Source organism: Candidatus Hydrogenedentota bacterium (genome assembly GCA_012523015.1).
Classification (GTDB): Bacteria; Hydrogenedentota; Hydrogenedentia; order Hydrogenedentales; family CAITNO01; genus JAAYBJ01.
In genome coordinates this window covers 1-15,391 of record JAAYJI010000084.1, presented here as the reverse complement: position 1 = coordinate 15,391, position 15,391 = coordinate 1, and the positions used below count along the sequence as shown (strand labels likewise).

11 protein-coding genes are annotated in these 15,391 nt (G+C 47.9%); 6 read left to right on the top strand and 5 right to left on the bottom strand.

Annotated elements, in window-relative coordinates; translation table 11 throughout:
- A partial coding sequence (locus GX117_03965) for a transposase (protein NLO32498.1) occupies positions 1-125 on the bottom strand: 125 nt, incomplete at its 3' end.
- A 13-nt stretch (positions 126-138) separates the two neighbouring features.
- Positions 139-510: a pentapeptide repeat-containing protein gene (locus tag GX117_03960; GenBank protein NLO32497.1), complete on the bottom strand. Its 372-nt coding sequence runs from the start codon at positions 508-510 to the stop codon at positions 139-141.
- Positions 511-891: 381 nt separating this feature from the next.
- Between GX117_03960 and uvrA the strand changes: the two genes are divergently transcribed.
- From uvrA to GX117_03945, 3 genes are all read left to right on the top strand, one after another.
- Positions 892-3,747, top strand: coding sequence for an excinuclease ABC subunit UvrA (gene uvrA / locus GX117_03955; GenBank protein ID NLO32496.1), 2,856 nt, complete (start codon positions 892-894; stop codon positions 3,745-3,747).
- A 170-nt stretch (positions 3,748-3,917) separates the two neighbouring features.
- Positions 3,918-4,904 (top strand): exo-alpha-sialidase, encoded by a 987-nt coding sequence (locus GX117_03950; protein NLO32495.1) that lies wholly within the window; start codon positions 3,918-3,920, stop codon positions 4,902-4,904.
- A 234-nt stretch (positions 4,905-5,138) separates the two neighbouring features.
- Positions 5,139-6,530 (top strand): sodium:alanine symporter family protein, encoded by a 1,392-nt coding sequence (locus tag GX117_03945; protein NLO32494.1) that lies wholly within the window; start codon positions 5,139-5,141, stop codon positions 6,528-6,530.
- 94 nt (positions 6,531-6,624) lie between these two features.
- Here the strand turns inward: GX117_03945 and GX117_03940 are convergent, their stop codons facing one another.
- Positions 6,625-8,514, bottom strand: coding sequence for a serine/threonine protein kinase (locus GX117_03940; protein NLO32493.1), 1,890 nt, complete (start codon positions 8,512-8,514; stop codon positions 6,625-6,627).
- A gap of 462 nt (positions 8,515-8,976) precedes the next feature.
- Between GX117_03940 and GX117_03935 the strand changes: the two genes are divergently transcribed.
- The 3 genes from GX117_03935 to GX117_03925 all read left to right on the top strand — a co-directional run bounded on the left by GX117_03935 (position 8,977) and on the right by GX117_03925 (position 12,399).
- Positions 8,977-9,930, top strand: coding sequence for an alcohol dehydrogenase catalytic domain-containing protein (locus GX117_03935; GenBank protein NLO32492.1), 954 nt, complete (start codon positions 8,977-8,979; stop codon positions 9,928-9,930).
- A gap of 65 nt (positions 9,931-9,995) precedes the next feature.
- Positions 9,996-10,664 (top strand): ribonuclease HII, encoded by a 669-nt coding sequence (locus tag GX117_03930; GenBank protein NLO32491.1) that lies wholly within the window; start codon positions 9,996-9,998, stop codon positions 10,662-10,664.
- Between the two features lie 22 nt (positions 10,665-10,686).
- Positions 10,687-12,399, top strand: coding sequence for a tetratricopeptide repeat protein (locus GX117_03925; protein ID NLO32490.1), 1,713 nt, complete (start codon positions 10,687-10,689; stop codon positions 12,397-12,399).
- A 35-nt stretch (positions 12,400-12,434) separates the two neighbouring features.
- On the opposite strand, the gene GX117_03920 is transcribed toward GX117_03925, so the two are convergent.
- Together GX117_03920 and GX117_03915 are read right to left on the bottom strand one after the other, a co-directional pair.
- Positions 12,435-14,876 carry a S1 RNA-binding domain-containing protein gene (locus GX117_03920; GenBank protein ID NLO32489.1) on the bottom strand — a complete coding sequence of 814 codons (2,442 nt, stop codon included), beginning with the start codon at positions 14,874-14,876 and terminating at the stop codon, positions 12,435-12,437.
- 202 nt (positions 14,877-15,078) lie between these two features.
- Positions 15,079-15,391, bottom strand: a 313-nt coding sequence (locus tag GX117_03915) for an arginine--tRNA ligase (protein NLO32488.1), incomplete at its 5' end; no start/stop codon positions are given.

Here is a 15,391-nt window from a genome sequence, read left to right as displayed (position 1 = left end):
TAGAAAACGGTGGGCTGGAGATGGTGCTCCCGGCATATCTCCGACACGGACTTCTTTTCAACAAGGTGACTGCGTAACAGCGCCACCTTCTCCTCGGCGGTAAAATGTCTGCGGCTTTTCTTCATGAACTTCTCCTTTCTAGTCTACACATTGGGACTGGTTGAGAAGTCCTATTTCTACTGAGGCGGGACAAAAGGATGCCCCCGCCAACTGTGCATTGTACAGTTCTGCGTAACTGAGGTCAGCTCCTTGCAATTCTGCGCCACATAAATTGGCCCCGGTCAGAACTGCTTGGAAAAAATTAGAATGGGAAAGATTCACCCCTTCAAGATTGACATTGGTGAGATTTGCTTGGTTGAAATTCGTATCGGCAAGATAAGCTTTTGACAAATCCATTCCTGATAAATCAGCGCCGCCCAAATCCGGTTTCGATTTGGGAACAGACTTACGCCAGTTGTTCCAAACCTCCACCCCTTCTTTAATACATTGTAAGTGCTGTGAATAGGCCATCGTTATTTTTTAAAAACCTACTTAAATAAGGCTAAAAACACAACAACCAAGATCCTAAGACTTGTCCCAGTATACCATGATAAATCTAGAATTTCCAGCTGCAAACAAAAGGAACCGTTTGTTTTCTTATTATAATCGAGTACCAATAAAATTACGGCTATACAGTCTGCTCTTCGATGAATAAAAAGTGCGTACAATCGGTTATTAAGCTAGTGGTGTTGACCATTCCCAATATTTACGATAGAATAGGGACTGGTTTCAGATAAATTCCTCCGCCGACGTTGGCAGCGGCTACAGCAGGAATCCCTCTCCACCAAGCATCATGCACTCTTTTTGTCGTTCTAAGTCTTTAAAACAATGCCTGTAGGATAAATTTCTTTTATGTGTCCGCCTTTATCCCCGTCCGGCGGGCGTATTGTCATTCGTGGCGCCCGCGAACATAATTTAAAAAATCTGTCCGTTGTATTACCGCGAGACCAAATGATTGTCATTACCGGTCTCAGCGGCTCTGGCAAATCTAGCCTCGCCTTCGACACCATCTATGCCGAGGGGCAACGGCGTTACGTTGAAAGTCTCTCCGCCTACGCCCGCCAGTTTCTCGCGCAAATGGACAAGCCCGACGTTGATTATATCGAAGGCTTGAGTCCCGCCATTTCTATTGAGCAAAAAACGACCCACCGTAATCCGCGATCCACTGTGGGTACCGTCACGGAAATCTATGATTATCTGCGGCTTCTCTATGCCCGTGTCGGCAAACCCTACTGTTACAAGTGCAATAAAGCAATTGAATCTCAGACACCGCAAAGCATCGTTGACCGTATCCTCTCCATGAAAGAAGGGACCCGAGTCCAATTGATGGCGCCCCTTGTGCGTCAACGAAAAGGCCACTATCAAAAGTTATTTGCAGATGTGAAACGGCAAGGATATGTTCGTGTACGGGTGGACAACACCTTCTATCACCTTGATGACGAAATCGTTCTGGAACGATATGTGAAACATGACATAGATGTTGTGGTAGATCGTCTTGTTGTGAAAACAGAGGCACGTAAACGCTTCACCGATTCCGTGGAAACTTGCCTCAAACTAGGGCAGGGACTTATCCGCATCTGGCATGAAGAAGAAGGAAAAGATCCGGAGGAATATTTACAAAGCGAAGACCTCGCATGCATTGATTGCGGCGTTGTCATGGAAGAATTGGAGCCGCGCATGTTTTCCTTCAACAACCCGAACGGAGCGTGCTCACACTGTACGGGTCTTGGTGAAGTACTCGAAGTCGTTCCGGAACTGGTAGTCCCTGATGAAGACAAATCCATTGAAGATGGTGCTGTCCGTCCTTGGGCGCTACGGCGACTCCTTGACGGCATGTACCGAAAAATGTTGTTGTCTGTCTGTCGCCACTATAAACAATCGCCTACAAAAGCATGGCGTGATTTACCGCAGTCTTTCAAAAATAAAGTTCTGTATGGATCCGGTGATGAGATCATCTCCTTTTCTTTTGAGGGCGAAAACAGCAATTACAATACACACCGCCCTTTTGAAGGGGTAATCCCCAATTTGGAACGCCGTTTTCGGGACACTGAATCTAATCGTGCACGAGATATGATTTCTGATTTTATGGCATCCCGCCCCTGTCCGAAATGCAAGGGCGCCCGCTTACGTCCTGAATCCTGTGCCGTACGGGTCGATGACAAAACCATTAGCGAGGTAACCTCTCTCTCCATTAAAGAGGCGCTTGACTTCTTTACCCGTTTACAGCTGGATTCTTCCCGCATGAAAATTGCAGAACGGGTCGTCAAAGAAATCCGAGAACGGCTTGGCTTTTTAAATAGCGTAGGCTTGAACTATTTGAGCATGCAACGCCAAGCAGGTACTTTATCGGGCGGAGAATCCCAGCGTATACGCCTCGCCACCCAGGTCGGCAGCGGACTCGTCGGCGTCTTATACGTTTTAGACGAGCCCAGTATCGGGCTGCACCAACGAGACAACGACAAACTATTAACAACATTAAAGCGGCTGCGCGATCTGGGCAACACAGTCATTGTGGTGGAACATGACGAAGAAACCATCCTCACTGCCGACTATGTTCTCGACTTGGGACCCGGCGCCGGTGTCCACGGCGGCGATATCGTGACTGAAGGACCGCCGGACACGATTATGGAATGCAAGGCTTCTTTAACAGGTCAATATTTACGCGGTGACTTGCAAATAGAAGTTCCCAAAAAACGGAGACCCGGTAATGGGAAGAAGCTGCGCATCAATAAAGCGGCTCATAACAATCTTAAAAATATAAGTGTCTCTTTTCCCTTAGGCACCTTCGTTTGTGTTACCGGTGTTTCAGGATCCGGAAAATCGAGCCTGATCAATGAGACCTTGTATCCCGCCGTGGCGCAGCATCTCTACAGACTGTATCAAAAACAACCGGGACGTCACGGGTCTATTGAGGGTCTCGAATATATCGACAAAATTATCGATATCGATCAATCCCCCATCGGACGCACGCCCCGTTCTAACCCGGCAACTTATACCGGCTTATTCGGTCCTATTCGCGAACTCTTCTCCCGAACCCAGGAATCTAGAAAACGCGGCTATCTGCCGGGGCGCTTTAGCTTCAACGTCAAGGGCGGCCGCTGTGAATCCTGCGAAGGCAACGGAATATTAACCATTGAAATGCACTTTCTGCCCGATGTATACGTCCCTTGTGAAGTATGCCACGGCGCACGCTATAACCGCGATACGCTGGACATTCAATACAAAGGGAAAAACATCGCTGAAATTTTAGATATGACCGTGGAAGATGCTTGCGTCTTCTTTAAAAACATCCCCTCTGTAATCTCAAAACTACAGACGCTCCACGATGTAGGCCTTGATTACATTAGGCTGGGTCAAGCGGCGACGACCTTGTCGGGCGGTGAAGCCCAGCGCGTCAAACTCGCCACCGAACTGGCAAAACGACAAACAGGCCGTACCCTCTACATTTTGGATGAACCAACCACCGGACTCCATGCCGCAGACGTTGATAAACTGCTTACCGTGCTGCATCGCCTCGTTGACAGCGGCAATACGGTCATCGTCATTGAGCACAACTTGGATGTTATTAAAACTGCCGATTGGCTTATTGATCTTGGCCCTGAGGGCGGCGACGCAGGGGGCCGCATTATAGCGGTAGGTACCCCTGAAAAAATCTGCCGAAGCAAAAAATCTTTTACCGGTCAATATCTCAAATCAAAATTACCGTGAACAATTGGGCGAAAACTTAGACCGGCCGATGAGAACGTGATTCGCCCTTAAACGCAGACCTTAATTGAAAATGACGGGTTGCAGCAGTATACTGCTTATCTGTATGCTCTCAAGAAATGATCACCCCGGCATCACCTTATACAGGTGTTTTTAAAAGAAAGGTATCTGTTATGCGAATGGGTCACGTATTCTTTATTGTGTTGGCAGCCGCACTTATTTCAGGGCACGCCTTTTCCCAAAGTACGCCGGAGCTGCTTTCGGTCAAAGCAATCTGGGAACAAGGTGAACACAATGCCTTCACCGACCTCATCTATTTTTCTGACCGCTGGTTTTGTGTTTTTCGTGAAGCTACCGGTCATGTGAAGGGCAATGGCACGATACGAATCATTAGTTCCGTAGATGGGGAAGCCTGGGAATCAACGGGACTGTTGAGCGAGGAAGGGATCGACCTGCGCGACCCAAAAATCTGCCTCACCGCTGATAACCGCCTCACGATCACCATGGGAGGATCCCTCTATAAAGACGGTCATTTACTGAATCGACGCCCCCGTGTTTCCTTTTCATCGCAGGGAAACGAGTGGACCGCACCAAGCCCCATTTGTGAGGATGGCGATTGGCTTTGGCGCACCACGTGGCATAAGGGAACTGCCTATGGCGTGGCTTATAGTGGTCCCGTAGCAGAAAAAGATGAATGGGAACTTCATTTAAAAAGCAGTGAAGACGGGCTGATCTGGAGGGAATTAACGAAACTTGAAGTGACCGGGAAACCGAATGAAACGACGCTCCGCTTCCAAGCTGACGGTACCATGATGGCGCTCATACGCCGTGAGGCGGGTACACGCAATGCGTGGTTTGGGCTGAGTCAGCCCCCTTACACAAGGTGGGAATTCAAAGAACTTGAATACAATATTGGCGGGCCTAATTTCTTGCTCTTGCCTGATGGCTCCATGATCGCTGCGGGACGACGCTATGAACCTGAAGTAAAAACAGCGCTCGGGCCTCTGACAACAGAGCATTATGCGCCTGTTTTAGAACTGCCCAGCGGCGGCGACACCAGCTATCCGGGATTGGTTTGGCACGATGAGTTGCTGTGGGTCAGCTATTACGCCTCTCATGAAGGGAAAAGCAAGATTTATCTCGCGAAAATAAAACTCTGATTGTTCATGTTATATTGCTCTTGACTTCAGCTTGGCAGGCTTAAAAAATTTGCATTCATCAGATGGCACTCTGCCATAATGAAAGCTTGGAGGTGTGGAGCCCCCTACATGCCCTGTTAAGGGCGTCTTATATTTTATAAGCAACGTATAGGCGTTTTTTTAATAGGGCACTGCAGTTTTAATCATACGATAGTTTTCTTTATTCCTACACGTGCGATGAAGCGGTAAAAAATTATGTTGAATGCTATAAATCAGATACTCTCACAAATAAGCGCATGGATTTGGGGACCGCCCTTACTTATTTTACTTCTGGGAACCCATATATTTTTGACGATACGCCTTCGCTTTATTCAGCGCTATATCCCGAAAGCTATCAAGCTGTCTTTTTGCAGGGAAAAAGAAGGCATTGGCGATGTCAGTCATTTCAGCGCCCTCACCGTGGCGCTGGCGGCCACGGTAGGCACGGGAAATATTGTGGGCGTCGCAACAGCGGTCAGTCTGGGCGGTCCCGGAGCCGTGTTGTGGATGTGGTTAACCGGTGTATTTGGTATTGCCACCAAATACGCAGAAGCCGTTCTCTCCGTTAAGTATCGTGTTGTCAACGAACAAGGGCAAATGGCGGGCGGGCCCATGTACGTCATCACAAAGGGACTGAAGCTGCCTTGGTTGGGCTTTCTTTTCGCCTTATTCACCGCCGTCGCTGCTTTCGGGATCGGCAACATGGTGCAAGCCAATGCGGTAACCACTTTGGTCAGCCACACCTTGGAAGAGCAGCTCAATGTTAGCGGCCCCCTTCTCAGCCTAAGCCCTTGGGTTACCGGAGCGTTGCTCAGTCTACTTACCGCGCTGGTACTGTTGGGCGGCATCAAATCTATTGGTACTACCTGCACCCGATTGGTACCCCTAATGGCTGTATTTTATATTTTGGGCTGCCTCATTTTATTGGGAAAACATGTGGACACCCTTCCCGATACCTGCCTGCTTATCCTTAAAAGCGCTTTTCGAGGACAAGCGGCGGCAGGAGGCTTTGTAGGCGCCGGCATTATGGCCGCCATGCGTTTTGGTGTTGCCCGTGGCTTGTTCTCCAATGAATCGGGTCTTGGCAGTGCTCCCATTGTCGCAGCGGCTGCGCAAACCCGCAACCCTGTACGCCAAGCCTTGGTCTCGGCAACAGGCACATTTTGGGATACCGTCGTCATCTGTCTTTTGACGGGTCTTGTTGTTGTGAACTCGGGCAAATGGATGGAGGCGCACGATGCCGGGCAACTTACCCATCTGGCGTTCCAAGATCTGGGTTTAATCGGGCCGACGGTTCTGACAATCGGCCTGCTCACCTTTGTATTCTCCACCATATTGGGCTGGTCTTATTATGGCGAAAAAGCGGTAGAATACATGTTGGGAACCAAGGCAATCGGCCCTTATCGAGGTCTTTGGGTGGTTGCGGTCATGCTAGGCTCAGTGGTAAAGCTTGATCTCGTTTGGAATTTTGCAGACATTGCCAATGCCTTAATGGCGTTACCCAATCTGGTCGCCTTATTGTTGTTAAGCAACACTGTTCTTCGTGAGACACAACATTATTTATGGGATGGCAATTGGGAGTGTGAAGCCCGGATAACCGACGATTAAGGAGCCCCCGTCGTGGATCCAAACGGTGATATCGCTTCACAAAAAAGGGATGATCTTGGCTGCATTGCTTGATCTATAAGACGAAGGGCATCACTCACCGTGCCGTAATAGGTTCCATGACTCGCGCCAACAAAGTTCTGCCTTTACAGCGGGGATTGGTATCTTCAAGATAAACTGCTTTAGCGCTTATACCGGTTATGAGAAAACGCTTTTGCAAAAGATCGCCTTCTTGAACGGTTTCAGTATCTGAAGGATAATAGGGATTATTCAGCCTGAAAACAGCCGTGTTCTGCTCTGAATCGACAGCAGTCAATACAAATTTAAAGAGCGCAACTTCACGATTGATTTCCTCTCTCAAGCTTGCGATTCGTATGTCATTGTCAATCTGAATGAGACGAACGACTCCGTTCGACGCAGCGTTCATCTTTTTCATATTAAAGGGGACGGCGTAGAGATCAGCAAGTAAAGAGTCTATAGCTATCTCACGAACAATTTCAATGGCTTCTCTGTTTTCAGGGGAAGGATCGCGCCGATAGGATTCTTGGATCGCAACAAAGGCGTCCATGACGCTGTTTTTGGAAGCCACTTTGGCTAGCACTTTATTTTTGATCACCTCAGTGGACGGTTTTTCTGCAGCGATCGGTTCATCATCATCTGCAGAAAAATGACTTTTCCCAAAAAAGGCGACACCAAGAACAAGCAAGATTGCACAAACAATCCCAATAACTTTTCCGTAGGCTTCAAAAAACGTGGGCTGGTATTTCTTTTTGGCACCAGGATAACCAGCGGACTTTGCAACGGTCTTACTTTTAGAAAAGGGATGATCATCAATAGAGGAATCCGATGAGATTCTGCTTTGTTGGTCACCGGAACTCCTAAGATTAGAATCGCTTTCCGATCCGACGCTATCTGAATCAGAATCGAAAAAACGTATATTTTCGTCTTTCATGAAGGACTCTAATATGTCGGTCATGGAAGAAGTGAAAGGCGCAGGTGTTAATATTCCGGAAGCAGAGCTTTTGTGGGGCGTGAACATTGCCGACTGATCACTCTCGGAGAGCATGGCAAGAGAACGCAATGCCGTTAGCAGTTCATTCGCATCTGCGTAGCGTTTTTCCCGGTCAGATTCCAAACACTTTAGTACAATAGCCTCCAAGTCAGGCGAAAGATCTACAGGCGCGTTGGGAAAAGGTTGCATCAAGCCGGTGGGAATGGTTCCCGTAAGCAGTTCATGAAGCACCACACCCAAACTGTAAATATCGGCGCGGCCATCCACATTAGGCGCTTGATGAATTTGTTCGGGCGCCATATACTGGGGCGTTCCCACAATTTCATGATCGTTGGTATCGAAACGCTCATCTCTCAGCTTTGAAATTCCGAAATCCATCAACTTAATGTGGTTCTTGGCGGTCACCATGATATTGTCCGGCTTGATATCGCGGTGAATCGTAAAATGATGCGCATACTTTAAGGCGATACTTACTTGCGTCATGATATGCACAGATTGGCGAACGCCAAGGTGGGCATTATCGCCCATACGCTTGAGTATGGCGCTCAAAGATTCTCCGGCAACATACTCCATGGAAATGAAAAGGTTATCACCGGCAAGACCGATGTCGTGGACCCGCACAATATTGGGATGCGTAATGCGTCGCGTAATCCGGACTTCATTTATAAAGCGTTCAACGATATTTTTGTCTGAGGCGAAATAGGGCAGCAATACCTTGAGCGCCAGTTCTTCATTGAGCACCTTGTCCGATACTTTATAGACAGAGCCCATGCCCCCTCTTCCGATGAGAGACTGCACTTCATAACGGTTATTGATCAGATCGCCAATTTGAAAAATATCGCCTTCTTCAGGATCAATAGGAGTTTCTGAGGCAATCACGATAAGGCCGTTTGAAAGCTGCGCGCCGCACTCAGGACATAATCCATTATCCGAAACTTCCGGCAGGGCACATCTTGGACATTTTACATCAGGCATTTTCCATCCTTATTGTACCGCCCCGCAGACAACTACAAATCTGCTGCAACAACAGGCGGTTTCTTGGCAGAAGTCCTTAGTATACAGATCAGACGACATTAAGAACGAACCCTTCTACCCTTTTCATTTTGTATTATGCTACCACAAAATAAATTAGAAAACATATTTCTCAACGCTTAAAGCGATAAGTTCTAAAAACAGCATGCCCGCCTATTTTCTCATAGGCCGGATGAAATGCTGATGCGATGAACATTTTTATAGGATATCTTGAAGTTGTACAATAGTATGATGTTGATATCTTTTAAGATATTGCAAGTGGTAAAATCAACTTTGTCACGGTAGTTCTCCTCAATTTCGATGATGAACTTCTTTTCACGCACCTCTACACAAGCCTGATCCAAAGTTGATTTGCTGTTCGAGATCAGCAAAGGGGTGCATCATACGCTCTTAAGAAAGATAGCAATGAAAGCATTGGTATTCGATTCAACCTTAAAATTGCTTGATCTGCCTATGCCTACCCCCGCCCCGGGAGAGGCGCTGATCCGTGTCCTCTATGCAGGTATTTGCCGAACCGATCTTGAAATTGTGCGCGGTTACATGGGCTTTCACGGCATCCTCGGCCATGAATTTGTCGGCGTCGTAGAACGGTCACACAACAGTTTTCTTCGAGGGAAACGGGTAGTCGGCGAAATCAATTGTGTTTGTAAAGCCTGTACTTACTGCAACATGGAAATGCCGCGCCATTGTGAACGTCGTACCGTCCTCGGCATCCAAGACCGTCCCGGTGTTTTTGCGGAGTATGTCACGCTTCCCGAAGAAAATCTTCATCTCGTGCCCAAGGACGTGCAAAATGAAATGGCTGTATTTACAGAACCTTTAGCCGCTGCTTTTCGTATTCCCGAGCAGCTATCTGTCCCTGCCGATGACCGGGTCATTGTCCTTGGCGACGGAAAATTGGGATTGCTCGCGGCGCAGGTGCTTTGGCTCCATTCAAAAAACACCCTGTGTATCGGAAAACATCCTTGGAAGCTTGATCTGCTTGCACCTTTGGGTATCCCCACAGCGCTGAACACGGAGCCGGTAGAAGGCAAAGCCGATATCGTAGTGGAAGCCACAGGGACAGTCTTCGGTCTGAACCGCGCCTTGTCTCTCGTTCGCCCCGAAGGTACCATTATTTTGAAAACAACCACAGAAAAAGGATTTGAGATGGACGCCGTCAGCACCGTTGTCAATGAAGTGCATATCGTCGGCTCCCGCTGCGGCCCGTTCCGCCCCGCTTTGGAAGCGATTGCTACGGGAACGGTAGAATTAACTTCTATGATTACAGCCGTATATCCCTTGGATGACGGCGTCGAGGCACTGTCTCGGGCTAAAGACCATGACATGCTCAAAGTATTGCTCCACATCTCGTCCTAAACCATCATTTCGTCTAAACCCTAAACTAAAACCCTATGTCGAAAAGTTTACCAATCCATCGTTTTATGAGCACTGTAACGGGTTGTTCTTTTACAGAACAACAACGTCTTTGTGCTATGCTTAGCATAGAAAATTCGCTTTGGTGTGACGGTTTTTCCAATGTAGCAGGTGTGGACGAAGCTGGTCGGGGCCCCTTGGCGGGGCCTATTGTGGCGGCAGCAGTAATACTGTCTGAACCAATTCCCGGCTTGAATGACTCTAAACAATTAACAGAGACGAGTCGTCAATCCCTCTATAACTGTATTACAGGCGGCACCCATGTTTGGGCCTGTGCAAGTATATCCGCGTCAGAAATCGATCGTATGGGCATCCAGCAAGCCAATTATCTTGCCATGCGCAAGGCGATGGAAGGCTTATCGATAAGGCCGGATTTCTTACTCGTTGACGGGTATAATCTTGCCGGTATTGCCGTGCCGACCATGCGCGTTGTAAAAGGTGACAGCCGTTCATTAACGATCGCCGCGGCCAGTGTGGTCGCGAAGGTCACACGTGACACATTTTTAAGAGAACTGGATACCCTCTATCCCGGTTACGGCTTTGCACGTAACAAAGGATACGGTACCTTAGAACACCGAAGAGCAATTGAAACATTAGGGCCCTGCCCCGAACATCGGCGAAGTTTCGCGCCTTTCACGCAAAAAGACGAAACCAATGAAACGACCGGACTGTTGTAGTCAGCATAAAGAGAAGATCAACGTGCATAAAATTTTTGCCACTATTTTGCTGATAATCACGGTATGCTTAAGCGGATGCAAAAGTTTCCCGGATGAAGGCACTCTGAATCCCTTCCGGAAATTTTCTTTCAAGACCGAAAAACAAGGTCGCACTTACGCGCATCATATTGCAGGTATTATTAGTGAACGTCAAGGCAGCCTGAAAAACGCGGTAGCCAATTATACGCGCGTAATTCAGCACGATCCTACAGCTGTCACACCGAGATTACGGCTCATTCGCAGTTACTTGCGGCTTGGCAATTTGGATCAAGCCATGGCAAGCTGCGAAAAAGCGCTGGAGCAAATCCCAGACAGCCCGGAACTATGGATCGTATATGCCCAAATCAATCGCAGCATGAACAACAATGAAGCAGCGCTCCGCGCCATCGAAAAAATCATTGCGCTGCGCCCTGACGATCCTTCCGCCTATGGGGCGCTGGTCGAACAACAAGAATTGATGAACGACCTCGTCTCGGCCATTGAGGTCTATGAAAAACTGCTCGAACTCAGCCCCAACAGTGCCGCCCTTTATTATCAAATGGGTATCACCCTTACCCGTATCGGCGATTATCCTTCGGCGAAAGAATCTTTTATTCGGGTCTTACAGCTGGAACCGCAAATAACGCGGGCATGGTTCTTTCTCGCACTCGTTCTTTTCGATCTCGGCGAATATGTGGACTGTGAAACTTGCCTGCAGATGTATCTTCTTGTGAATTCCAATGATTTCACAAGCTTTGATTATCTTGCGGCAACCCAATTCCGTCTGGGAAGAAGCGTGGAGGCAGAAGAAACTTTAAGTCGATTAATCAACAGTGAGAATACGAGTCCCGCCAACTATTTGCAGATGGCCTGGATTTTGTTCTTCAAAGGGGACATGGAGCGTTCCCAGCAATATGCCTTGGAAGGAAAGGCCTATTTATTTGCAGACCTTATTTTTGCCCTTGCCAATTTTGATCAAGTGGAAGCCGCCTATGGCTCCACGAACCCTTGGGATGATCGCTACAGTTTGGAAGAGGTAGAAGCCGAGGCCGATTTAATCTTACGAACCCTTCCCGCTTTGTTTGGAAAAGAAGAGGTTCCGGAACTGCTGCAAAGCAAATTGAGTTTGCTCCGTGAAAAATTTGGATTTTCACCTATCCTCGAGTTTTTGCAAGGCAGACTGCTTCTCTATTCCAATAAGCATGAAGAGGCGTTGCTTTGTTTTAAAACCGTGTTAGCGCACAGCAAAGAAACTTTCTATCCCAACTATCACTGTGCAACCATCTATGAAAAACTAAATGATATTGCAGCTGCTGAAACCCATCTGCTTCGTTGTCTCAAAGTGAACCCCGATGATGCGGATATTCAAAACTTTTTGGGCTATCTCTACGCCGAAAATACGATGAAGCTGGAGGAAGCGGAAAAACTCATCGGACAAGCCTTGTCCGTCGATCCGGAAAATCCCTATTATCTGGACAGCATGGGCTGGGTCTATTACAAGCAGGGAAAAAGTGAAAAAGCGGCAGACTATGTGCGCCGTGCACTATACGGAATGGATACGGACGACGCCGTATTACGGGAACACCTCGGCGACATTTATTTTCAGCAAGGCAAGCGCGATCAGGCGTTGGTACAATGGCGTCATGCCTTGCGTCTTGATCCTTCCCTCGAATCAGTCTTGGATAAGATCAAACACAATGCGGAAGCTGCCGAATAATTAAGACAGAATGTGACTGTAAATAACGGCTGCCGCTAGTCTTGTCTATTGGCAATAATTTTGTCGCGCAAGGAAGCAAGTTGATCGGCGAGGGTCGTGTTCAAAAACACTTTCTCGTCTTTTTTCTTTCGGTCTCCCGCGTCTGATGTTTTTTGAACCGTAAGGTCTTTTTTGTCTCTCCGGCGACGTCCTGCCCCTGAAGCGCCTCGCGCACCGTCTCCAAATCCGGAATCACGGTCAAAGCGATTTGAAGCACGGTCATCACGACGGTATCGTTCAAAGGGGGCTGAGCTTTCCCGTGCTTGAGGTCTGGTGAGGGGAAGCTTCAGGGCCGCTTTTATAGAAAGGCCAATTCGTTTCAATTCTTGTTCTATCTGCAATACCATCACTTTTACAACACTACCCACTTGCAAGATTCGTTTGGGATCGTTTTGCATCCAGCGGCCTACTTCAGAACGATGGACAAGTCCCTCTTGCTCTAAACCAATATTAACAAAGATGCCGAAGTCGGTTATGTTCGTTATAATTCCTTCAAGCACCATTTGCTCTCGCAGATCGTCCATGGAATCAATATTAACAAAGTTTTGGGGAGGCCGGTAGTTCCGCCGCGCATCACGGCCAAGACGTCCCAATTCATAGCAGATATCTTCAAGCGTTAAGGGGCCGGTCGTCTCATCACCAAAGGCGTTCAAGTCAAGAGCACGGAGCCTTTCCGGATTCTCCCGCACCTCTTCAAGCGTGGCTTCCAGCTCTTTGAGCATCTTGTCTACAAAGCCGTAAGATTCTGGGTGAATGGAGGAAGCATCCAAGGGATTTTCCCCATCGAAAATACGCAAAAAGGCAGCACATTGCTGATAGGTCTTTTCACCAATGCCGGAAATATCCTGCAAATTGGTACGATTCGTAAATTTACCCAATTCCTGCCGCTTCTCGGTAATTACTTGGGCAACGCCAAATTGCAGACCGCTTACATAGCGCAAGAGATTGACGGAAGCGGTGTTCAGATTCACGCCCACACGGTTCACGATGGATTCGATGGCCTGTACGGCGCCCGCCAACAAGGATTTGCGGTTTACACCGGTACTCATACGGCTCGGGATAAGGCTGCAGGGATCTACTTTCACCAATTCCGCCAAAGGATCTTGCAAACGTCGGGCAATGGATACAGTAGCGCGGAGAGCATCGTCCAGTTCGGGTAACTCTTCCACTGCCAAAGCGGAATGTACATAGGCAGCCAAACCATTATCTTGAATCAAGGATACAAAAGCCGGCCGCTTTGTTTTATTCAATAGGCGTTGGACAATCTGCAACACCTCCCTGCCTCCGGGTCCGCTGCTAATGCCGATTCCCGCGACAGACTCGCTCTCAAGTAAAGAATTTAGTCCTTCTTCAATTTTAGCGCTGAGCAAGGCGTCATCATCTACTTCAACAACTAAGGACTGTTTAAACGTACCTTCACCATCAACGATAACAAAACAGTATTTTTTGGGCTCCCAAGAGCAAATCCCGATAACAGGAACCGATCCTGCCGGCGGTGTCAGGAGCAGACTGCGCAAATGATCGCGGCAATTAGAAATAACGTAATCTTCCGCTTTACGCCGTTCGCGCACCAACACTTCATCCTCAATAACAGGCCGGAGCAGACGCTTATACGCATCTTTTACGGCGGCTTGGATTTCTGCGGCATAGGCACTGTCTTTATCTTGTATGAAACGCCCGGCGATATGCTCAATAATTTGATCATCGTCGATGACCAACTCAAGACGCAAGGCACTTTCACGTTCTGCTTTCAGCAGCCCAAGCAGGGTTTCTGCAGAAATTTCTTCCAATCTCTTTTTGAGATTTGCAAAGGAACTGTATCGTTTGGAAAGTTCGGCATCCACTCGTACCGGATGCACGACCAAGAGACTTTTCGTCGTTAAACGATCGCGCAGCTCACGGCGAATATCGGCGTTCATGGCAATACATTCGGCCAATATGTCCCGTGCCCCTTCCAAGGCTTCTTCCACAGAGAGCACCTGCTTATCGACAGCAACAAAGGATTCTGCATAAAGGACAGGCGGCGGCGAAACAGCAGATTGCGCCCAAATGTAATCAGCCAACGAGAGCAACCCTTTGTTTGCGGCGATGGCAGCACGGTTATTACGAATTTTTTTGAAAGGCAGATTAACATCTTCTAAGGTCAAATGATCTTCACAGGCGCAAAATGCTGCGCGCAATTCATCGGTCATTTTACCTTGCTTTTCAATATTTTCCATGAGCGCGTCACGCCGAGAAGTCAGCACAACAAAATAATCGTTGCGCTCAAAAATGCGTTCAAGTTTGCTTTCGTTCAAGCCTCGGGTGACGTCTTTACGATACCTGGCCACAAAAGGAACAGTCGCTCCCTTGTTGAACAAAGCGATTGCCGCCGCTACTTGTTCAACTTCTGTTTTTGTTTCATGGGCTATGTTTTCTATAAAATTCTGTGCAATCATGAAAAACTCCAATACCCCTATGTGACCATACTTTTTTCAGAGAAAATATAAAGGGGCGACACTCGTCTCTCGTTCGCAGCGCCGCCCATACTCATTAGCTGACGTAACTGTCTAAAGTGTATCAAAAGCCGTAGGTACAAACAATTTGATACCAAAGCTGCAGCCTGTGATTCACTGTGATTCATACAAGTTTTAGCCTGATTCACATACGTTCAGGCGTATCAATTCCAAGAACATTTAATGCATTGCTTAAGGTTTGTAAAACAACTTCACAAAGTTGCAGCCGCGTATTCAACACCTTATTTTCTGCCACCGATAAAACCGGGCATTCATGATAAAACTTCGTGAATAAATGCGCCAGATCAAGGACATAATTCGCTAAGGGCGCGCAGCTGCGCTGCACAACAGATTCCGAAATTATTTTGGGAAAGCCTGCTACAGCATGAAGGAGTGCCCATTCCGAATCGGTCTGCACAACGAAATCATCGGTAGTGGGTTCGGGGACAGCCTCACCC